Annotated in this window: 19 protein-coding genes and 2 pseudogenes; 11 read left to right on the forward strand and 10 right to left on the reverse strand. The window is 60.0% G+C overall.

Features of this window, described 5'->3' with window-relative positions; genetic code table 11:
- The first annotated feature begins 235 nt into the window (after positions 1–235).
- Positions 236–496 carry a TM2 domain-containing protein gene (locus tag NJT13_RS14025; protein WP_254522266.1) on the forward strand — a complete coding sequence of 87 codons (261 nt, stop codon included), beginning with the start codon at positions 236–238 and terminating at the stop codon, positions 494–496.
- Positions 497–538: 42 nt separating this feature from the next.
- Here NJT13_RS14025 and NJT13_RS14030 read toward each other — a convergent pair whose 3' ends face one another.
- The 4 genes from NJT13_RS14030 to NJT13_RS14045 all read right to left on the reverse strand — a co-directional run bounded on the left by NJT13_RS14030 (position 539) and on the right by NJT13_RS14045 (position 4,853).
- Positions 539–2,200, reverse strand: coding sequence for an ATP-binding protein (locus tag NJT13_RS14030; RefSeq protein ID WP_254522267.1), 1,662 nt, complete (start codon positions 2,198–2,200; stop codon positions 539–541).
- Between the two features lie 123 nt (positions 2,201–2,323).
- A complete protein-coding gene (locus NJT13_RS14035; RefSeq protein ID WP_254522268.1) occupies positions 2,324–3,136 on the reverse strand; it encodes an ABC transporter permease in 813 nt (270 codons plus the stop codon).
- Positions 3,133–3,942: an ABC transporter permease subunit gene (locus tag NJT13_RS14040; RefSeq protein WP_254522269.1), complete on the reverse strand. Its 810-nt coding sequence runs from the start codon at positions 3,940–3,942 to the stop codon at positions 3,133–3,135. The genes NJT13_RS14035 and NJT13_RS14040 overlap by 4 nt, the downstream gene beginning before the upstream one ends.
- On the reverse strand, positions 3,939–4,853 hold the full coding sequence (locus NJT13_RS14045; RefSeq protein ID WP_254522270.1) for an ABC transporter ATP-binding protein: 915 nt from the start codon (positions 4,851–4,853) through the stop codon (positions 3,939–3,941). Before NJT13_RS14045 ends, NJT13_RS14040 begins: the two co-directional genes overlap by 4 nt.
- A gap of 346 nt (positions 4,854–5,199) precedes the next feature.
- On the opposite strand from NJT13_RS14045, the gene NJT13_RS14050 reads away from it, so the two are divergent.
- Positions 5,200–6,291: a sensor histidine kinase gene (locus tag NJT13_RS14050; RefSeq protein WP_254522271.1), complete on the forward strand. Its 1,092-nt coding sequence runs from the start codon at positions 5,200–5,202 to the stop codon at positions 6,289–6,291.
- Positions 6,284–7,933, forward strand: a complete 1,650-nt coding sequence (locus NJT13_RS14055) for a bacterio-opsin activator domain-containing protein (RefSeq protein WP_254522272.1) — start codon at positions 6,284–6,286, stop codon at positions 7,931–7,933. Before NJT13_RS14050 ends, NJT13_RS14055 begins: the two co-directional genes overlap by 8 nt.
- 10 nt (positions 7,934–7,943) lie before the next feature.
- Here the strand turns inward: NJT13_RS14055 and NJT13_RS14060 are convergent, their stop codons facing one another.
- Complete coding sequence (locus tag NJT13_RS14060) at positions 7,944–8,528, reverse strand: response regulator transcription factor (RefSeq protein ID WP_425499759.1); 585 nt, start codon at positions 8,526–8,528, stop codon at positions 7,944–7,946.
- 157 nt (positions 8,529–8,685) lie between these two features.
- Here NJT13_RS14060 and NJT13_RS14065 point away from each other — a divergent pair, with 157 nt between their 5' ends.
- Both NJT13_RS14065 and NJT13_RS14070 read left to right on the forward strand, forming a co-directional pair.
- The gene (locus tag NJT13_RS14065) at positions 8,686–9,093 is read left to right on the forward strand and encodes a winged helix-turn-helix domain-containing protein (RefSeq protein ID WP_254522274.1); all 408 of its coding nucleotides are present in this window, start codon (positions 8,686–8,688) and stop codon (positions 9,091–9,093) included.
- A 75-nt stretch (positions 9,094–9,168) separates the two neighbouring features.
- The gene (locus NJT13_RS14070) at positions 9,169–9,579 is read left to right on the forward strand and encodes an ArsR/SmtB family transcription factor (protein WP_254522275.1); all 411 of its coding nucleotides are present in this window, start codon (positions 9,169–9,171) and stop codon (positions 9,577–9,579) included.
- 370 nt (positions 9,580–9,949) lie between these two features.
- On the opposite strand, the gene NJT13_RS14075 is transcribed toward NJT13_RS14070, so the two are convergent.
- Entirely contained in the window at positions 9,950–10,384 is a 435-nt protein-coding gene (locus NJT13_RS14075) for a hypothetical protein (protein ID WP_254522276.1), read from the reverse strand.
- Between the two features lie 264 nt (positions 10,385–10,648).
- Here NJT13_RS14075 and NJT13_RS14080 point away from each other — a divergent pair, with 264 nt between their 5' ends.
- Positions 10,649–11,107: an RDD family protein gene (locus NJT13_RS14080; RefSeq protein WP_254522277.1), complete on the forward strand. Its 459-nt coding sequence runs from the start codon at positions 10,649–10,651 to the stop codon at positions 11,105–11,107.
- Between the two features lie 1,099 nt (positions 11,108–12,206).
- On the opposite strand, the gene NJT13_RS14085 is transcribed toward NJT13_RS14080, so the two are convergent.
- Complete coding sequence (locus NJT13_RS14085) at positions 12,207–12,677, reverse strand: DUF3592 domain-containing protein (protein WP_254522278.1); 471 nt, start codon at positions 12,675–12,677, stop codon at positions 12,207–12,209.
- Between the two features lie 179 nt (positions 12,678–12,856).
- Between NJT13_RS14085 and NJT13_RS14090 the strand changes: the two genes are divergently transcribed.
- From NJT13_RS14090 to NJT13_RS14105, 4 genes and pseudogenes are all read left to right on the forward strand, one after another.
- Entirely contained in the window at positions 12,857–13,636 is a 780-nt protein-coding gene (locus NJT13_RS14090; RefSeq protein WP_254522279.1) for a CPBP family intramembrane glutamic endopeptidase, read from the forward strand.
- Between the two features lie 208 nt (positions 13,637–13,844).
- On the forward strand, positions 13,845–14,183 hold the full coding sequence (locus tag NJT13_RS23520; protein WP_425499760.1) for a DUF8158 family protein: 339 nt from the start codon (positions 13,845–13,847) through the stop codon (positions 14,181–14,183).
- 35 nt (positions 14,184–14,218) lie between these two features.
- Positions 14,219–14,641 (forward strand): hypothetical protein, encoded by a 423-nt coding sequence (locus NJT13_RS14100; protein WP_254522281.1) that lies wholly within the window; start codon positions 14,219–14,221, stop codon positions 14,639–14,641.
- Positions 14,638–14,862: pseudogene (locus tag NJT13_RS14105) on the forward strand (hypothetical protein); the annotation flags it as partial. The gene NJT13_RS14100 and the pseudogene NJT13_RS14105, both read left to right, overlap by 4 nt.
- A gap of 112 nt (positions 14,863–14,974) precedes the next feature.
- Here the strand turns inward: NJT13_RS14105 and NJT13_RS14110 are convergent.
- The 3 genes and pseudogenes from NJT13_RS14110 to NJT13_RS14120 all read right to left on the reverse strand — a co-directional run.
- Positions 14,975–15,543, reverse strand: a pseudogene (locus tag NJT13_RS14110) (transposase domain-containing protein); the annotation flags it as partial.
- Between the two features lie 71 nt (positions 15,544–15,614).
- A complete protein-coding gene (locus tag NJT13_RS14115) occupies positions 15,615–16,529 on the reverse strand; it encodes a DMT family transporter (RefSeq protein WP_254522282.1) in 915 nt (304 codons plus the stop codon).
- A 540-nt stretch (positions 16,530–17,069) separates the two neighbouring features.
- Entirely contained in the window at positions 17,070–17,858 is a 789-nt protein-coding gene (locus NJT13_RS14120; RefSeq protein WP_254522283.1) for an IclR family transcriptional regulator, read from the reverse strand.
- Positions 17,859–18,400: 542 nt separating this feature from the next.
- Here NJT13_RS14120 and NJT13_RS14125 point away from each other — a divergent pair.
- Positions 18,401–19,708, forward strand: coding sequence for a hypothetical protein (locus tag NJT13_RS14125; RefSeq protein ID WP_254522284.1), 1,308 nt, complete (start codon positions 18,401–18,403; stop codon positions 19,706–19,708).
- Positions 19,709–19,910: the final 202 nt, after the last annotated feature.

Genomic DNA, 19,910 nt, shown 5'->3' on the forward strand with positions numbered 1-19,910 from the left:
CGCGACGGCGATAGGCCGGGCCGCCCTCGTGCCGTCGACCGAAGTCACCTCACGATGCTGGGACGTCGGGGCGAGTGTTTCCGTGGCAGAGACCCTGCCTCGGGACCTATTTGGTAGCCGATCCATCGATCAGACATGGAGGTGAGCAAGACGAGGATTGCGAGCATCGTCGCGGCCACGACCGCGCTCGGAGACGCGCTCTATCGGCGCAGCTCGATCACCCCCTCTGACACCCATGGCGACGAATAGGTCACCCGCTGACGACGACGGACGCCAGGAACCGGCGATCGCTGACAAGTCCACGCCCGTCGCACTCGTGCTGGCGCTCGTGCTATCGCCGGTCGCGTACTACTACGTCGGCCGAACGAAGCTGGCAGTGATCAACCTACTGACGTTGAACTACCTGCTGCTGGGCATCGTTATCGTCCCGGTCCACGTGTACACGATCATCAACGACGCCCGGACGGAACGAGGTTCCCAGACCGAGGACTGGTAGGGAAAGCACACCCGGCCGACGATACCAATTTTTTCAGAAGCGTCACGAGACGTACTCGGCGTCGTAGAGACGGACTGTCACGACGCTCCCGGTCGGATCGTTCTCGCGGAAGGAGAGGTCACCGCCGAGTTGCGTGACGGCCCAGGTAACGAACCAGAGTCCGATGCCGCTCCCGTGCTCGAGTTGTGTCTCCGTTCCGGCGTCCAAAATCTCCTGTTCCCGGTCCGGAATTCCAGGCCCGTCGTCCGAAACGACAAGTTCGGCGGCACCACCAGGGGCAGCGCTAACAGTGACCTCGACGCGGGGCGACCCGTCGGCGTGCGCAATCGCGTTGTCGACGAGTTCCGACAGCACCTGACGGACGACGGACCGGTGCGACGAAACGATCAGTTCGTCCGGGCGGGACAGTGAGAGATCGCACGAACGGTCCTCAGTTCGGTACTGCTCGACGACGTCCTGGGCGACGGCAGCGAGATCTACCGCTTCCGGCGAGCCCGCACTGGCCGTCATCACGTCCTCGGCATCCCGGGCCTTGGTGCTGAGTTCGACGAGGTCGGTCGCGCTATCGCGGATCCTGTCTCGAACATCCTCGTCTTCGATCCGATCGGCGTACGCGAGGACGACGTCCAATTCGTTCCGAACGTTGTGCCGTAGGACGCGGTTGAGCACCGAGAGCCGCTGTTCGCGCGTCTGGCGGTCGGTAACGTCCCGTAACAGTAGGGTTCTGGCGACCGGGTCGGCCCCTCTTTCGCCGTCGGCTTCGGCGTCGTCGACCGCCGAGACGCTGAACTGGAACCGTCGTCGCCCCTTCGTCGTCTGGAGGCTGACCGTCCCCGTTGCGCCCGCCGAGAGATCGCTTCCCTCGAGTCCGTCGACGACCGAGTGGATCGGTTCGCCGATCATGGACGCCGGAGACCGGTCGAACAGCTCCGTGGTCGTCGCGTTGGCGTCGAGTACGTGGCCCTCCCAGTCGAGCACGACGACCGCTTCCCGGAGCGCCTCGACGACGCGCGTTCGAGCGACGTAATCGGCCTTGGGGAAGCCGGTCATCACTGGATAGCGCCGTACCGCGACCGCGAACAACCCGCCGGAGGCGAGGAGGCCGACGGTCACGCCGTCCGTGATGGATTCGCTATTCCCCATCGCACCGGCGACATACGGCGCCGCGACCGCCGAGATCACGATCGCGATCTGCCCCTTGGAGATGCGGGCGTGGTTCCAGCCGTGTCCGATCAGGAGGTACGTCCCGTACGTAAAGAGCCCCAGCAGGAACATGATCTCCGTCCCGAGAAACGACGCCACCAACGGTTCGATGACGGAGGTCGGGGGCCGGGCGGCGATGACGATGGCGCTCAGGACGATCGGCATCCCGATCCCCAGGAACATGGCGACCCGAAATCGCGTCAGACCGGTTCCCCGGCCGGTGTAACTGAGCGCGTACACGACCCACACTCCCGGGAGGACGATGCCGACGCCGAACTGGCCGAAGTCGACCACCGTCGACAGTACCGGAACCGCCGACGCGCCGGGGAGTTCCGCCAGCAACGAGAGAAACCCCATGATCGTCAGGAGGGCCAGTATGGCGATGAATGGGAGTGCACTGGGCCGGTCCCGTGATCGGACGCCGAGCCAGGTCGTCCAGGCCAGCAGCGCGACGGCTCCCGCGTCGAGACCGACTGCCGCGAACGTCTCGATGAGCGACATAATTCTATTCGTCCCGCGTTCTTGAGAACCGACTGTAATGAACACAGCGGTCTGGGCCCCGGCGTCTGATCGCCGTTTCGGTGGCCACCGCTGTCGCCGAAACGGTTGAGCGAACCGACTCGATCACAGATCACTGGCCCCGAACCGACGGTGGCCGACGGCTAGTGACACCGCGATCCAGACGAGCAGGACCGCCAGGGTGGCCCACCAGTCGACGAACGCCGGGGCTCCGTCCCCCACGTACCGACTCGCTCGTTCGACGTCGAACCCCACGTCAAGGAGGCGGGCGTACGCTTCGCCGGGTTCGACTAACTGGAGCACCAGCGCCCAGTCGGGCGTTCCCAGGCTGGGGTCGAAGCGGTGGAGGAACGCCACGGCGAACGAAACAAGGCTGCGCCAGAGAACCACCACTAGCAGGTACGCCCCAACGGCACCGTAGGTGATCCGGCGGTCGTTCGTGGTCGACGCCGAGAGCGCGACGGCGACCGCGACGAACGACCCGCCGTAGAGGGCGGTGGCGAACAGGAACCACGGATACGCGATTGCGCCCTCGATCCCGTACCGCAGTGCCGCGTAGAGCCCGGCAATCGACAGCCCCAGGAGCGTCGGAACCAGCAACACGACTGTCCGACCCAGCGTCTTCCCAACGAGCAGGTCCCCTCGCGACTGCGGGAACGCCATGGAGAGCAAGAGACTCCCGGCATTCCGGTCGTCGGAGATCGCCCGGTAACCGAGCAGAATTCCGAGTAGCGGCAGGACGCGGTCGACGAGCCCGACGACGCCGGTGACGAATCCTGTGAACGTCCCGTCGCCGACGGAGGCGTACGCGGCCGCGTAGCCGACAAACAGGAGCGACAGGAGTCCGAACAGCACCCAGATAGTCCGGGATCGGCTGGCATCGTAGATGTCCTTGTGCGCGACGTCTCGCCAGCTCATGACAGATCACTGCCGGCGAAGCGGCCGTAGGCCAAGGCCAGGGGGACGACCAGCCAGAGAACGAAAACGGCGAGCGCGACCCACTCGCCGAGATACCAGGGGCCGTCGACGTCGGTACTCGGGTCGAGAAAGCCCACCGTCACCCGCTGGAAGACGACGCCGGGCTCGAGATCGAATACGAACTGGACGGGACCGGGCAGGGCGCCGTCGACGACGCCGGCTCGGTTTAGACTGAACCGGAGGGCGCCGGCAAGGCCGTCCCAGGCCAGTACGAACAGAATGGACAGCCCGAACGCGAGCACGAAGGCGCGCTGTTTGGTCGCGGTCGAAAGCGACGCAGCGATTCCGAGATTGGTCCAGATCGCCCCGAATGCGACGGTCGTCGCGACGAAACCGACGAACCGCACGGCGTCGAGTCGGCCAAACGGATACACGACGAGTCCCGCGCCGACGACCATCGCGGCGAGGATGGCGCCGCTCAACAGCCCGACGCGGCTTACGACCTTTCCGAGGACGATGTCGTCCCGTCCGTGGGGCAGCGACAACGAAAGCAACAGCGCGCCGGATTCGCGCTCGCTTACGACCGCGTCGTATCCAAGCACGGTGCCGGCCAGTGGAATGACGGTGGCGAGCCAGCCGTCGACGAACCCGGCGAAGCGAGCGGTCGTGATCGGGTCGGTGCCGAGCACCGGATAGAGGTACGCCGCCGCGAGAATCGCCGCGAACGGGAGCCCGAGAAGCAGGCGAGTCGACCGCGGCTTCGCGGCAAGCGCGCCGTCCGTTCGCGCGATGTTCTGCCAGTTCATTCTCGTTTGCCACCCGTGTACGCGACGAACATGTCTTCGAGTGACGCCTCCTCGGTCCGAAAATTCATCACGTCCGCCTCGAGGCGCTGGAGTTCGACCACGACGTCCATCTTCGCATCGTTCGTGCAGGTCACCTCGAGCGTCGATCCGTCGCGGACCGTGGCCGTCTCGACGCCGTCGATCAAGCGGATCGCCTCGGGCGTCGAATCGTCCAGTTCGTCGATGTCGATCAGGAGCTTGGTGCCGCCGCCGATCGACTGTCGGAGCCCGTCGATCGAGTCGACGGCGACGAGTTCGCCAGCCTGGAGGATGGCGACGCGGTCGCAAATCGCCTCGACCTGTTCGAGGATGTGACTGGAGAAGAATATCGTCGCGCCGCGCTCGCGCTCCTCACGGAGGATCGACCGGATTTCAGCGGCGCCGTTCGGGTCCAGACCCGACGTCGGTTCGTCGAGGATCAACAGGTCGGGATCACCGACGAGCGACATCCCGAGTACGAGGCGCTGTTTCATCCCCTTGGAGTAGTCGCTGGCCGGACGGTCGGCTGCCTCCCGGACGCCGACACGGTCGAGGATCTCGACCGGATCGTCGTCGGCGTTCTTGGATCGAACGGCGTACTCTACGTGTTGGCGGCCGGTGAGCCGGTCGAATACCGAGTATCCCTCGGGAAGCACGCCGACGCGCTCGCGTGCCGTGACGCCAGCTAATTGGCAGTCGTGACCTAACAGCTCGACCGATCCGTCGGTCGGCCGCGCGAAGTCCAGCAGGATGTTGATAAACGTCGACTTGCCGGCCCCGTTCGGCCCGAGAAACCCGAAAATCTCACCCTCTTCGACGGAGAGGGACACCCGATCCAGCGCCGTGACCGTTGCATATCGCTTCGACAGCCCGTCGGCGATGATTGCCGTCATAGCTGCGATTTCGGAGGCGGTGGGAAAAACGACCGCCGCCGCTTATCGCGCCGAGAAACACCTTTTCTCGGGTGCCAACGCTATCGACGAGAACAGCGACTATGGCGCAGTGCGGCGCGGATGGCGGGTTCGACTGCCGTCGGAGCGGCTTCGTGTCGGTCAGTCGAAACACGTTTCACATCGAATTTCGGTATTACTAGAGTGTGCGTCTATGGGAACAGAGCAACAACGATGAGCGCATGACTTCGACAGCACTACGCTGGGCGGCGGTTCGAACGCCCGACGCGATTCGTCGGATGGACCCACCTGATCGTGTACCCCCAGAGGCAGGGAGTCGGTGATCTCCATGACGGAGCCTCGGGGGGGTGCTCGGACGGATGAGCCCGACGCCGTCGCGATCGACGCAATTCCGGAGCCAGTCCTCGGCTACGACCTCGTGGACGGAACTCCAAAGATATCGGTGACGAACGATGCGTTCGATGCGGCGTTCGACGCCGCGTCGAACGGAACGAGCGTCCACGAGTGGCTGGTGCGAAACGGCGCGGTCGACGAGGCGACGGTCGGTGACGCCTGCACCGCGCTCGCCGATGGGAACGCGATTGACGTCGAGATTGGAGTCCGATCAGCCGACGATGCCGACCCCCAACGACGGCCAGTTCGGCTTCGCAGCGTCGGCAGATCGAACCGTGGCAACAGCGATGACGGAACGGACGGCGGCGACGCAGTCGACTGGGACGGGTACGTCCTGGTGACCCAACCGGCATCGAAGAGCACCGGAAACGTCGAACTCGACCGCGTCGCGAGTGTCATCACTCACGACCTGCGGAACCCGCTCGACGTCGCGAAGGCGCACCTCCGGGCGGCCAAGGAGACGGGCGAGTCGGACCACTTCGACCAGGTCGAGGACGCCCACGATCGGATGGAGCGGATCATCCGGGATGCGCTCACGCTGGCTCGGGGGGAGCGCGCCCTGGACGTGACCGCGGACGTCGAGATCGGCGCCGTGGCGTCGGACGCCTGGGCGATCGTCGACACCGGGACGGCGTCACTCGATGTTGCGGAGAATCTTCCGAGGATCGACGCCGACCCCGACCGGTTGCAGCGGCTGTTCGAGAACCTGTTCCGAAACGCTGTCGAACACGGTTCGACGGGCGGGCAGGACGCAACGAATTCGAACCGCACCGACGTGGTCCGTGTCCGGGTTGGGAGCGTCGACGGCGGGTTCTTCGTCGCTGACGACGGGGTCGGGATCCCGCCTGACGAGCGCGAGCGGGTGTTCGAGCCCGGCTATTCGTCGACCGAAACCGGGAGCGGAACCGGCCTCGGGTTGACGATCGTCGAGCAAATCGCCCGCGCGCACGAATGGTGCGTTTCGATCGCGGAGGGCTCGAGTGGCGGCGCCAGGTTCGGATTTCGACCGATCGCGGACGATGACTGAACGATCCGACGACGCCGATGCGGAGGAAAACGGCGGTGATTCAGACACGATGGACGATCGATTACGACGGGCCCCAATTGGGGTCATCGAAACGACGGACGAAGGTGTCGTTATCAACGTCAACGACACCGCAGGAACGCTGCTTGAGACCGACCCGTCCGCGCTGTGCGGGTCGGCGATCGAGGAGGGATTCCCGAAGTCGGCCGCCGGGACGCTGCGAGAGGCTTTCGATGGCGCGTCGCCAACTCACACGTCGTTCGAGGAATACTACCCGCTGATCGACCGGTGGCTCGCGGTCGACGTCCGCGTCGACGATGGTGCGCTCGTGTACGTCCGGGACTGCACGCCGAGCAAGGATACCGAGCAGACCGTCGAACGGTTAGCCCAGCAACTCGACCGGGTCCAGCGGATCAACTCGCTGGTTGCGACCGTGATGCAGCAGGTCATCGGCGCCTCGGACCGCTCGGATGTCGCCCGAACGGTCTGCGAGCGGCTGGGTGGGACCGACCTCTACAGGTTCGCGTGGGTCGGCGACCGGGAGTTCCCCCAAAAGCGCCTTCGGGTGCTCGCCGCGGCGGGCAACGCGGCCGACCTGCGCGAACGGATCGACGAGAATCTGGGGGACGAGCGAACGCTGCCCAGCCAGACGGCCGTCAGATCGGGCAAGACGCACCTCATCGAGGCGATCGCGGAGGATGACACCGTCCCCCGCGGCGTCCGTCGAGCGGCGTTCGGCAACGGGCTCCAGTCGTGTCTCGCGGTCCCGCTCGCGTATCAGGGGACTGTCTACGGCGTCGTGACGGTGTACTCCTCGCAAGAAGACGGGTTCAGCGAACAGGAGCGGATTGGCCTCGAAACGCTGGGAAGCGTCGCGGGGTTCGCGATCAAGGCCGGGCGCCAGGAGGACCTGCTGGTTGCCGACACGATCACCGAGGTGACGCTCGAGGTCCGCGACGAGACGGTCCCGTTCGTCGCCGCCGCGCGAGACAGCGATCGCAGCCTGTCGCTCGACGGCGCGGTTCCCCGCGGCGATGGGGCCGTCGTCTGCTATCTCACCGCCGACGGCCCGGTCGGGGCCGTCGAAGAGTCACTGGCGGATCGGGATACCGTCGTCGACGTGCGACGAATACGGTCGGAAACGGAGCCGCTCCTCCAGGCGACTGTCGTCGACGAAACGCCCGTGGCCGCACTCGCAGCGTGGGGTGCGACGATCAGAGGCGGCGAATACAGTGCCGATTCGGCTCGGCTCGTCGCCGAAGTCCCGGCAGACGGAGATGTCCGGCGGCTGGTCGAAGCCGTCGATGCCGCGGTCGAGGAGACGCGCCTCGTCGCCAGAGAGGAGACGTCCCGGACGCCCGAGCCGGTCGAGGCATTTCAAGACGGCCTCGACGAGCAGTTGACCGACAGGCAGCGGACCGTGCTGCGGACCGCCCACCTGTCGGACTACTTCGCGTCCCCGCGCGGTAGTACTTCGGAGGAGGTGGCTGAGACGCTCGACATCGCCGGATCGACGATGCTATACCACCTCCGGCGGGCGGAGAAGAAACTCGTCGAGGCCTTTTTCGACACCGCCTCGACGGTCGAAACAGTCGACTCGGAGACAGGTGCGGCCGACTCGGAGGCCAGTGTGACAAACGATTAGAAAGTCTGTGTCAGTATCCTCCGCGGTCGATGCCCGAAAACTCGGTCAGCAGTTCCTCGGCTTCGGGGAGGAGCCCCAGAACCCGCTCCTCGATGGCAGCTCGACGCGCTTCAATCTCGGCGAGCCGATCGTCGTTTTCTATCTCGTCAGCGGGGAGTTCGGCGTCGACGACCACCCTCGTCGATTCCAGGCGAAAGTACTCGCCGAGGAGTTCGTACGCGAGGACCTGACACTGCTGATCAATGACCGCACGGAGATCCTCGCGCTCGACCGGCTTCGAGAGGTAGTCGTCGAACGGCATGTCGACGATACCTAGTCCGGGGTCGATCGCCGTCACCATCACGACTCGAGTCCTGAGATCCCGTTCTCGGATGCGATCGAGCACCTCGTCTCCCGAGAGCCCGGGCATGTGCCGATCCAGCAAGACGACGTCGGGTACCGGCCGGTCGTCGACGACCGCGAGCGCTTCCTCACCGCCGTACGCGACAGACACGTCGGCGACGTCATCGAGGCGCAGTGCGTATGCGTCGGCCACCTTCTTCTCGTCGTCGACCATCAGGACTCGAGGCCCGTTTACTCGCATCACGTTCCCCATGCTACCGGCCGATTGGGTGTCATCGTACTAATATCCCGGCAGGAATTGGACGTGGTCGCACACGTGGCGTCTTCCGATAGCTAGAGTGGCTGCGCAACGGAATTGCGAATAGTAGCGCTAACGTACAGACACTGTCCCGTCCAAATAACAGTCACCGATGTCGAAATCAGTGCCGTGCCCCAGCGGGAAGCGACCGAACGGTCGACGAGGGATCTCGTTCGAAAGAGACGAAACGACGATCGATGCAGATGCGGTGCTCAGTCTCCTGAGCAACGACCACGCACAGGGCGTGTTGGACGAACTCGACGAGCACCCGCTCTCCGCCAGGGAGTTGTTCGAGCGCCTGGACAGTTCCCGCCCCACCGTGTATCGTCGTCTGGACAGCCTCGAGTCTGCGGGACTCGTCCGGAGTTCGATCAGCGTGCGGGCGGACGGCCACCACCGACGGCGATACCGCGTCGCGGTCGACCGAGTGCGGCTCAGCTTCGGAAGCGACGGGGTCACGGTCGAAGCGACCGATCGAACGGACGGCGAACGCGGCTGCGATCCGTCTCCGCATAGCTAGAGGCCGGCGCCGGCCGGGATGCCGTATAGTAGCGGGATACTACACGACCGTCCAGCGGGACAGTTGACGTAACCGATGTCCGACGACGAATCCGAGACACGACCGGATAGAGCGTCCGAGAGCTCCTCGAACGGGACGGAGCGACCGAGCGATAGAGACGACCTTCTCGCGGTACTGGCCGCGGAGTACACGACCGAGATCCTCGCGGCGCTGAGCGAGGATCCGGTCCCAGCCCGCGAAATCGCCGAGAGTTCGGGTGCCTCTCGCCCGACGGTCTATCGGCGGCTCAACAGACTCGAGGCGATCGGCGCGGTCGAGACGACGACCGTTCCATCACCCGGGGGGCAACGCCGGAAGGTGTTCCGTCTCGCCCTCGAGGAGGTCGAGGTCTCGCTCACGAGCGATGCAGACGCCGTCGAGGACGAGAACCGACAGGCGGTGTCAGGGGAGGCGGCGTCGCGAAAAATCGCACGCGCGTCGCGGTAGGCGCTGATCGATCTCTCATACTTGGTCCGCGCCATCGCGTGTCCCGCTCTGGTCCACTCGAACGGCTGAGGTGCACTGAACCCTCCGTTCGACGTTCGTACTCGTCGCGATTGTCGCTGGCTCGAACCCTCGGAAAACCAGGGGGTGGCGGCCTGTCGGGTCGCAACGACGAGTCCGACCGGTGTGAGCGCGAGCAGCGCCGCGCGTATTGCGACCGCCGACACCGATGTCGACTGGGCGATCGGGGTTCCGACGAAGGCGAGCGCCACGTATTCGACGACGGGGTCGTAGGTGACCGTCAAGAGAACTCGCCGTACCGAAGAACCTCACGTCCGACCGCATGGCCACGTGGGCTGGAATTGCCGGCCAGCTATTTCGAGTTCCGCTCGGACAGTCGATCGACACCCCTCGAGAGGAGGATGCCGATAGCGAATGCGATCGTTCCGAAACCGATAGCGGCGACCCAGGAGAGGCCGAGCGAGACCGGGTCGAACAGGAACGCGAGTTTCCCGGCGAGCGTCTGACTCGACAGACTGAGGGATGCCCATTCGGCGAAGAACGCGAAATACGCCGCGAACAGGGTTACCCACGCACCGAGGAGGCTCCCGTGTCGATACCCGATGCTGACTGCCGCGACGACACCGACGAGCGTCGCGTCCGCCGGAAGGAAAACGACACCGCCGTCGACAGCGAAGACGCCCGTCGCATACCCGATAAACGTCCCGACGGCGATGACGACCGCGGTGAGCAAGTCGAGTGAGCGCTCGAAGCGGTCCGCGAAGAGGAATTTATTGAGAACCGACATACTGGTAATCGACACCGAACCCCTACAATCGTTTCGCCATCCGGACCTCCGTGTGGAACGCTCTACTCGTGAGAACGCCCGCTCGTCGACGACAGGTCGGACGGACAGGTCGATCTGGACTCACGACAGCACGACGCTTACGAGACGCTCACTGCCGCCGCGGAGCGTAGTAGCTCCGTTGTCGAACACGCTTCTCGAGGCATTTCCAGCTGAGAGACTCTGCTCTCGGTTGTTTATGTCCACCTGACCACGCATCGAGTGAACATGGAAGAGACAGACCATCCCCAATACTGTGGGATCGGTATTCGAGGTGTCGCTATCGGAATCGATTCGTTCGTATGGATCGCGCTCCTGTTCGTTGCGATCTTCATTACGGCTGCATTCACTGGACAGCTCGAAACCGGGTCTCCCGGACTGAACGCAGAATTGAGCGGTGCGCCCGCGTCTATGGCACTGGGTCTGTGGTTCGTGCTGGCACTGGGCTATCACACGGTATTCGAGTGGCGATTCGGGAAGACGATCGGGAAGGCGCTCGTGAATATCCGTGTGACGAGTGAGGACGGGTCGTCCCTGACGTTCACGTCGTCGCTGATCCGAAACGCGATGCGTTTCGTCGATTGGTTACCGGCATTATACCTTATCGGAATCGTTGGGATAGCAGTTTCTGGCCAGCGAAAACGCCTCGGCGACAGAGTAGCCGGTACAGCGGTGGTCGGTTCGTAATCGACTGATCGCTCTTTGCCGCTGAACGAATATGCTGGCTGAATACGAGTCGCGTCTCTTTCGGACACGGGGAACTTTTCTCGATGTGATGGCTTCGGCGACCGTCCACGTGAGACCAGTCACGTTGGGAGATTCGCAAACATCACCGCAAAACCGATGAAAACGAATCCGAGAGACGTGATGACCGCATACCAGACGACGCCGATTCCGAGAGCAAGCCGGCTACTCAGCCCACCCTCTTTGGACGTTCGATAGCCACCAGCGGACAGGATTCGCGGCGCAGCCAGCGCGCTGACTCCAGGACTAACAGATTGGCGATACCGATACCACCGACGATACGAACTGCATCGCCCCCTGTGATCATTCCGGTTCTCGCGACGAGAAGAATAACCAAAAGATATGATAGACACTGTATTACGAGTAGACAGGTTCCGATAAGGAGATAGTTCAGGACGAACCATCGAGTCGGCCAGCAAAACAACTGACGGAGGTGCGTGATCGTCAAGAGTGGTGACCAGAACAGCAATACGACGGCTATAAAACTAGTGACGATCCCTAGTTTGGGGAATACCATACTGGAGCTTGCGCGCTCAGACACAAATCATTGCGATCAGTGTTTCTACATGTGAAGTGCGAATCGGCTCATCGATCCCCTGTAATCGTGTCCGAACGGTAGATCTGAGCCGTTCACCGCGCTGCCGAGGACTGCGATTTTCCGTCATCTCTAGTGGTATCCGGCGTTTCTGACTCGGAAACACGATATCCGTATTTACACTGTTTCCACCTCGGAGTACTGATGAAGCCATTCTACACCGGCTTCGTAACCTATGGACATCGACCAATTCGCCTCCGAGCGCGAAACAACGGAGACCGATGCACCGTTGTGAACCCAGACAGACCTGCAAGCGCGAAGATTCTCCCTCGCGAATGGGATCGTCCCGTTCTTTCCTCGTGTCCCATCGTAAAAACTCTCGATTCGAATAGCTGCTCGTTCCCTCTCAATTAGAGTAACGCGGAATCAAGCGCCCGTTTTGCGTGCAGAATATCCGGTTTCAGATTCGTTCTACGACGTTACTGGTCGTCACTGCGTCGATAGCAGTCAGTCACGCAGAACAGTGAAAATCGTTCCCATCACGACGATACCGCCGAACCCGACTACGAGCAACGGTTTGTTGCTACTTTCGTGCTTGAGGAACGCGTTTCCGGGAGAGTTCGGGGGTACGTAGGCTGTCACAGTATCTCCCGGTTCGTAGCCATCTAGTTCTGCTCTGGCGTCTTCTTTGCTCCCGAACTCTCTCGGAAGTTTTCCAGGGTACACGTTCGAGGCTGTGTAGGTCTCCCCCTCGTATACATAGTTGAAAGTCACGTGAGGGGTGTAATCAGTCCCCCGTCGTTCCTCGCGGGTCTCTATAGAGGTGGAAACAATCGTGGCATCGACCGTCTCTGCGGTGTCCAACGCTGACGATTGCGCCGAATAGCTATAAGCACCGTAACCGATCGTTCCGAGGCCAATAATCAGCGCGATTGCGATCTGGATCGCTCCGGACGGTCCATTGAAGTCGAGTTCCATACCGCCATGTTGGAATGATAGACTAGTAAAGTGGGAGTCCGTGTTTCTCAACCAGTAACACTTCTTAACACTTTTCGTCAATTCGGTTGCTATGATGCGCTGTGTCGGACGCTCTTCGTAAGACGATCCATCGAAACCAACTTGCATCGTTTTTCGTCATCGCATTCGGGTGGTCGTGGATGTATGATGGGATCGTTTTCCTGACGGTAGGGCCGTCTCCGGGTATTGTGATTCGGAGCATCGTGCGGGCGTGGGGTCCGTTGATCGCAGGAGTAACGGTGACGTGGGCGAGCAATGGTGATCTCCGTACGTATCTCGGCCAGATCGCGACGTGGCGAGTCAGGCCCCGGTGGTACATCCTCGCAATTGTCTTGCCATTCGTGCTCGATGGCAGCCTTACCGTGAGTGTCGTTCACGTGTTCACCGGCGGAGCCGTCCGGATTGCGCCATCGCCTTGGTGGCAGTATATACTAGGTTTCTTACTGGTTATGTTCCTTCTAGGCGGACTCGAGGAGTTCGGGTGGCGAGGATTCGCCCAGTCGAGACTCCAAGAGCGGTACACCGCGTTCACTGCGGCTGTTGGAATCGGTATCGCGTGGGCACTCTGGCATCTCCCCATGTTCTATCTCTATGACGTGCCTGCATACGACGTCTCGGGGTTCTGGACGACGTACCTATTTACGCTTATCGTCCAATCGATCACACTTGCCTGGCTGTATAATAGCACGCGCGGAGCAGTCTTGCTTCCGATGCTCTACCACTCACTCGGGAACCTTCCCGCACTTGTCGAGCCCGTTGGGGACGTTGGGATAATTGCTGAACGGATCCCGGAGGTACTCTCGATTCTCCTCGTTGTAAGTCTGATCGCGTTCTACGGACGAAGATCTCTCGCGTCGTCTGCACCCGACCCACTCATCCCCGGAGCAATCGCAGAACAGGTTTGGACTAACACTGACTGATAGTCCGGTCCCTGGACGAGAGCAGTCGGCGAAACAAAATCATCGGGAGTCCAAGATATCTGGACTTCGTGCTAATAATCCAGACTCAAAGTTCTGTTCCTTCGAACTGCGGAATAGACGCATTGTATATGTTTTCCAACCACATGATGGATAAAGAGACGCTCAAGCCAGAGATGTTAGCCGAATATGCATCGCGGCTCGAGAACGAATGTGGTCTTCCGCGTGTGTCGACGCTCTTTACCACGTTCGGGAACGCACCAGGAATCCCGAGCACGCATCGGTTGACGAGGTGGTCGACCTCGTCCTCGAACGAGCGCAGCATCCCCGGGTGGAGCACCAGGACGGACATCTCGACGAGATGATGGCGATTGTCGTCGACAGGTACGGGATCGACCCCGTCCGAACCGTTATCCACCGCGTCCTCGTCGACCACTACCCCTTCCGAACCGCCACGCACGACCTCGAACTGCGCAACGTCGACGGCGTTCGTATCGGGACGACCGCCGGCCAGTTCCTCGAAGAACTGAACGCACAGGACGACGGCTGAGGCTGGCGTGAGCGATTCCTGTCTCACAGGCGTTGGTGTGTGCATACGCCGCAACTGTCACGCGCCTATGTGCAGAACTTGCACATAGAACGGGTGAAAGCGACGATCCACGACGGGTTCACTTCCAGTCGCCGGAGTACCTCGTCGACCGGCTCGCTGCCATCGCCGACCTCTTCGACAAGGATCGGACGGATCTCCTCGTCGAGGCCATCCGGGAGTACATCGAAGACACCGCCGACAGCGGGACGTTCCAGGAACTCGTCGCGACGAAGTACTACGACGACCAGCTCGAGTTCGAGACGGTCAAGCAACTGGCCGGTGCCGAAACTGCCCAGCGGCTCCGCCTCCTCAAAGCGGACCTCGAGGACGAGCCACTCGATATCGCTGCCCCCGACGACGCTGACGTCTACGAGGACGATGTGACGACGGTCGTCACCGCAGCCGACGACGACCGATGAGCGGTCCAGGACTGCGAACAGTCGTCGCCGATACCAGCGCGCTCGTCAGTCTCGCCGTGCCCCGTGCTGACGGTGCCGTCGATACCAGCGCTCCGGACCCACTCCAGTACCTGCTTACCTCCTGTGACGTGTTCGTTCCACCGGAAGTGGTCGAAGAACTCCGCGACATCACACAGTATCAGGATATCCACGCCGCGGCTGCGAGTAACGTCCTGGTTGCCGAGCGACGTAGCCGGCTGGTCGGGTAAGTCAAAGACCAATCAATTCCAAACCCAGTATATATAAGTCGGTCATCAAGTGGTATAGGACACTGTCTAATTTAGCACCTCTTCTGGTATATGTGCTAAGTGACTGGTATAGTCGTTGCATGTTATAGTAATGTGCAAGCTGCTCAAGAATCCCTCTGACGATCGCCCGACTGCCGGCCCACGAGTTATGGAAGCGGCCGACCCGCATTTTGCGGGCGTGAAACAACTTTTCGATCAGGTTTCTCTCGACGTAGTCGAGCTGACCGCTCACCTCAAATCGAGCGAGGGAAGTCAGATAGCCGTAGTCGTCGACGAGAAACACAGCTTCGGAGAGATCGTGTTTCTCGGCGAGTCCATGCAGAAACTCAGCAGCTGGATTGGTGTCTCGTCGTCCAAAGAGCGTGACATCGAGAATCAATTGGGAGCCGAAGATAATTGCATAATATGCCCAAGGCCAAAAGCTGCCAACATTAATAGATATATGACTAATTGCGGCCCGCTGACGAAGCCGTCGCGGGTCTGGAACGCTGTCAGCCAACCGATGTACCCCGTGCCAGACTCTTGATGAGAGCGTTCGACGCCGATCAAGCGAAGAATCGCTTGTGTCTCTCGGAGCGAACAACCAGTCGCGTGGAGGCGGACGGCGAACACCCTCTGGAAGAGTAAAGGACTTCCGTGCTGACGAGACGCCGGAGGCACCCCGAATCACTTGACCTCGAGGAGATTCACGTAGAGGGAAACTTTCGGAGTTCCATTCTTAGCTCTCGACGCTTGATGAGGGCAAATCCTGTGAAGATAATGACGAACCCGATAATACTCAACAGACTAAGCGTTTCTCGGAGGATCAGCCATCCAAAAATAGCGGTGAAGATGGGGGCCGCGTAGGAGACGAGATTGATTTCGACTGCTCCGAGTTCATCCAACAGGATAAAGTAGAGAATCGCGCTCACACCGCTTCCGATAACTGCCAAGTACAGTAGTGCACCCAATCCAGTTATTGTGATATCTACCTGTGCGAACGATTCAGATGGTAATCCAAAACTGATACCATGGAGGAATAGCGCTCCCAGAACGTTCGACCAAGCAACGAACGTTTCCGTCGACATACCACTTGACGCTCGTTCGACGAGTACACTACCGAAGGCGAGGCAGGCAGTAGAGAGGAGAACGAGGAGAGCACCGAGAGATTCGCTTTGAACGGGGGCCGAGAGATCGGGCCGAGCAACGAATGCAACCCCGACAAAACCGAGCAAAAGCCCGCCGACACTCGGGAGAGCGAGCCGCCGCTTTGGAATCAAGCCCCATCCAAAGAGTGCTGCCAGAATCGGATTCATTGCAACAAGAATTGCAGCCATTCCCCCTGTGACCTCCTGTTGGCCCACAAAAAGCAAACCATTGTACAGACCGACAAAGAACACGCCACCGAGAGCCACGAGCCACCAGTCCTCTCGTCCTCGTGGCGTCCACTGTGTGGTAAAGTATGCAGCATAGATGAGCGTGATTACGGCTGCGAGGTCATGACGAAGCGCGGCAAACAGCACTGGTGGAATATATGGAAGGCCGAGTTCGATGAAGATGAACAGTGACCCCCAAATTAGTGCTAACAGAACGAATAGTATCGATATCGTCTTTGATTTCACTGGTAATCCCTACGGGTAATGAAGATCCCCGAAAATTCTGTTCTGTTCACGTAAGAAGTCTCTACAGATGGCATCATCATATGTGACATGAACATTCATTCGATAATGGTTTATAGTTTTTCATTGGGATAGGTCACAAGCGCAAGCAGAAAGCAAGGAGGATGATTCTCTACTGGAGAAGTGCCAGTGGTTCAGATGAGATATATGTATATAGGAAGTTACAATAAATTCGCATCGTGAGATAGAGTATATGTGCGGTGTATATAAGGGGTCGAAGTTACTTGAGCGAAATGGTATTCGGCTGTCGCAGATTAGATGGTGGGAACGATCCCTCGTAGAAGATGATTCTCAAAATTATTATAACGTGTCTCGCAGTTTCACAGGAGATTATGTTGGCTTTCGTCCCCATTCATAGGAGCGATATTCGGTGTCGATACACCATCCGTTACAATCCTATTATTGTAATCCGAACTCGATCACGGCCAAAACTCAATCGAGACAGCTGCACCGGCCACGAACTGGTTCGCCAGACAATAATTCTCATCGGTCGACTGCAGACACACCGTTATATTTAATCCGAATGATGTCAGCGACTTCTTTCACCTTCTCCGGTAGCACATCATGGAAATATTCGTCTTTTATCCGGCTCGCAGGGCCGGAGACGGACACTGTCCCGATAACTCCGTCCAACCCATTGACGGGAGCGGCGACCCCACAGATACCAACAGCCGCTTCTTCTTTGTCTCGAGCAAACCCTTGCTCTCGAATCTTCATCAGTTCTGATTTCAACTTTTCTCTGTCGGTGATCGTGTTCGGTGTCATCGAAGTCAGCCCGTGCGTGTCTAATACCCTGTCGAGACGAGTTTCATCCATATCGGCGAGAACTACCTTTCCGCTGGCACTCGCGTTGAGATGCCATCGACTGCCCATGGTATACGCTCCGCTTTCGACGGCTCTCTCGCCAGCAGACTTGTAGAGATAGTAGCCACGTCCTTGTTCTGCTACCATCAGCCAGACGTACTCCCCAGTTTCGGCGGCCAGATCGTCCGCGGGTCCCGTTCCGTGTACGTAGAGCGGATAGTTTTCCTTGATGTTATTTCCAATTTCGTAATATCGAAGCCCAGGACGATAACAGCCGTTTTCTTTGACGGCGAACCCCCGTCGCTGTAGAGTTCGCAGATGAGCCAGAACGTTACTAGGCGACCTATCAAAGCTCTCAGCCAGTTCAGTAAGGGTCATCGGACCAGCGCGTGTGAGCTTTTCTACGATATCGAGAGAGGTGTCAACCGATTTGATCGTGGTGGTGCCGTCTGCCGGCGGTCCGGTCATGTTGACTGTCCACTCAGCCTAAGGTAATCAGCGTATCGCCTGTCACCCACGAAGAGGCCTCGTGTGCGAGACGGAATTCGCTGCAATCTTTTCGATATCTATGAGTCTCGGACTCTCTCCTGAAGAGTTACCGAATCGTCCATCTTAACGTGTGAAGAACCGCGGTTAACGTGTCAACCTCCAATTTGAATTTTCTTCATGAGAGAATATCGTCTGTCGTTCATTGGTTCGAATATCATCAGTGGAGGGTTGAGAGACCAAAAGGAGTCGATCGACTCAATAGATCGCAGTTGGATATCAGCGGTTGTTGGCGTGGATTACAGGCTCTTGAGGAATCGTTCGCACCGCCCCATTTTCGGTTCTCTTCTGAAGAACCCCCATATCGGATATGGGTATTCCCTAACTGGCATTCAAGTTCACCACGTAGAACAGCATACACAGGCCCTGAATTGCGGGTTATGATCGGGAGAAATTGAACACAACGGCGACGTCATCACCGACAAAATCTTTAATTACCCCCCGTTAGTCAGTATAATCCACGGATGAACGTACTGTCCGACCTAGAGACGCGAATAGACGATCCGCTATCGGTGGCCTTGATCGGCCCCGGCGTATACGGTTCCCACCTCGCATACCAGATAGAGGAGACCCCAGGCGTCAAGCCGACAATTCTTGCGGACTTGGAACTGGAAAAGACAACAGAAACGTACCGGAAAGCCGGTGTGCCGGAAGAAGAAATCTCTGTCGAGGAGACTGCCACCGGTATCCAAGACGCACTCGCTGCGGGCCAGCGCGTGGCAACGACCGATGGCGCCGAAGCGGCGGGCGCACCTGTCGATGTGGTCATCGAAACCACGGGGGATGCCGCGGCAGCCGCAGTCCATGCGTGGGAAGCCATCGCCGCGGACAACGACGTTGTCATGGTTAGTGTCGAAGTGGATGCGACCATCGGCCCGCTACTCGCTCGCTTTGCCGAACACCGTGGCGTCACCTATTCCATGGCGTACGGTGACGAACCTGCTCAGGTGGTCGAACTCTGTGACTGGGCACGTGCGCAAGGATTCGACATCGTCGCCGCCGGACAGGGGACCGAACTCACGTTCAAGCCGCATGCGACTCAGGAGGACTCCCTGCAACGGTACGACCTGCCTGACTCGTTTATCGAAAACAGCAAGCCCAACGCGCGAATGTACAACACCTTCCTCGATGGGACGAAGGTAGCTGTAGAACTCTGTGCGGCGGCCAACGCACTGGGATACTCGACAGACTCGGACGGTATCCACATGCCCAAGACCGACAAAGATGGTTTGCTAAAGACGCTTCGACCGACTGAGGATGGTGGCGTCCTAAACCGGACGGGAGTCATCGACTCTGTGACGCCGACGGACAAGAACCCGAGCGCCTTCGTCGTGACAGCAGCGACGAACGAGGCTACGCAGGACTATCTCAGCCAGCGTTACAACATCAACACAGTCAACTCGGGAAAGTACCAGCTTTTCCATCGCCCGTACCACCTGCCGCAGGAAACAATCGTCAGCGTTGCGATGGCGGGCTTACACGATCGGCCGACAGGCGTCGTGACCGAACAGACGACTGAAGTCGTCGCGGCAGCGAAACGCGACCTAGAACCTGGCGAGACGATAGTCGGTGGCGGCGGAGACACCATCTACGGTCGGCTACAGGACGCGACAGTCGCGGCTGAGGCAGACCTCGTACCCTTCGAACTGCTCGCTGGCGCCGAGGTGACACAGTCGGTAAACACTGACCAGCCAATTTCAGCTTCCGACGTTAGTCTGGATACGGAGACGCCGCTCTATCATCTCCGACAGCTACAGGACGCGCTCATCTAACGAATCCCACGAGTCCGCGGAGTCAAACGGAGACCTGCTCGGTGTGCGATCTCCTTATAAACTATCGACTATGTTCACCTGTTCCTTTGAGTGTGAGAGGTGCACATGTTCACCCGGTTCCGAAAGTCGTGTTCTCTGTCGATTCAGCCGATAGAATCGGTGAGGCGCCACTCAATCCGGCGCATCCGTGTTCCCGAAGAAA

The sequence above is a fragment of the Natrinema caseinilyticum genome, assembly GCF_024227435.1.
GTDB classification, from domain to species: domain Archaea; phylum Halobacteriota; class Halobacteria; order Halobacteriales; family Natrialbaceae; genus Natrinema; species Natrinema caseinilyticum.

Excerpts from the sequence above, each read along its gene's own strand:
- NJT13_RS14045 (WP_254522270.1), bottom strand. The coding sequence starts at position 4,853 with ATGACGGCAATCATCGCCGACGGGCTGTCGAAGCGATATGCAACGGTC.
- NJT13_RS14035 (WP_254522268.1), bottom strand. The coding sequence starts at position 3,136 with ATGAGCTGGCGAGACGTCGCGCACAAGGACATCTACGATGCCAGCCGA.
- NJT13_RS14030 (WP_254522267.1), bottom strand. The coding sequence starts at position 2,200 with ATGTCGCTCATCGAGACGTTCGCGGCAGTCGGTCTCGACGCGGGAGCC.
- NJT13_RS14040 (WP_254522269.1), bottom strand. The coding sequence starts at position 3,942 with ATGAACTGGCAGAACATCGCGCGAACGGACGGCGCGCTTGCCGCGAAG.
- NJT13_RS14090 (WP_254522279.1), top strand. The coding sequence starts at position 12,857 with ATGTATGATGGGATCGTTTTCCTGACGGTAGGGCCGTCTCCGGGTATT.
- NJT13_RS14085 (WP_254522278.1), bottom strand. The coding sequence starts at position 12,677 with ATGGAACTCGACTTCAATGGACCGTCCGGAGCGATCCAGATCGCAATC.
- NJT13_RS14075 (WP_254522276.1), bottom strand. The coding sequence starts at position 10,384 with ATGTCGGTTCTCAATAAATTCCTCTTCGCGGACCGCTTCGAGCGCTCA.
- NJT13_RS14120 (WP_254522283.1), bottom strand. The coding sequence starts at position 17,858 with ATGACCGGACCGCCGGCAGACGGCACCACCACGATCAAATCGGTTGAC.
- NJT13_RS14055 (WP_254522272.1), top strand. The coding sequence starts at position 6,284 with ATGACTGAACGATCCGACGACGCCGATGCGGAGGAAAACGGCGGTGAT.
- NJT13_RS14065 (WP_254522274.1), top strand. The coding sequence starts at position 8,686 with ATGTCGAAATCAGTGCCGTGCCCCAGCGGGAAGCGACCGAACGGTCGA.
- NJT13_RS14070 (WP_254522275.1), top strand. The coding sequence starts at position 9,169 with ATGTCCGACGACGAATCCGAGACACGACCGGATAGAGCGTCCGAGAGC.
- NJT13_RS14060 (WP_425499759.1), bottom strand. The coding sequence starts at position 8,528 with ATGGGGAACGTGATGCGAGTAAACGGGCCTCGAGTCCTGATGGTCGAC.
- NJT13_RS14050 (WP_254522271.1), top strand. The coding sequence starts at position 5,200 with ATGACGGAGCCTCGGGGGGGTGCTCGGACGGATGAGCCCGACGCCGTC.
- NJT13_RS14025 (WP_254522266.1), top strand. The coding sequence starts at position 236 with ATGGCGACGAATAGGTCACCCGCTGACGACGACGGACGCCAGGAACCG.
- NJT13_RS14080 (WP_254522277.1), top strand. The coding sequence starts at position 10,649 with ATGGAAGAGACAGACCATCCCCAATACTGTGGGATCGGTATTCGAGGT.
- NJT13_RS14125 (WP_254522284.1), top strand. The coding sequence starts at position 18,401 with ATGAACGTACTGTCCGACCTAGAGACGCGAATAGACGATCCGCTATCG.
- NJT13_RS23520 (WP_425499760.1), top strand. The coding sequence starts at position 13,845 with ATGTGGTCTTCCGCGTGTGTCGACGCTCTTTACCACGTTCGGGAACGC.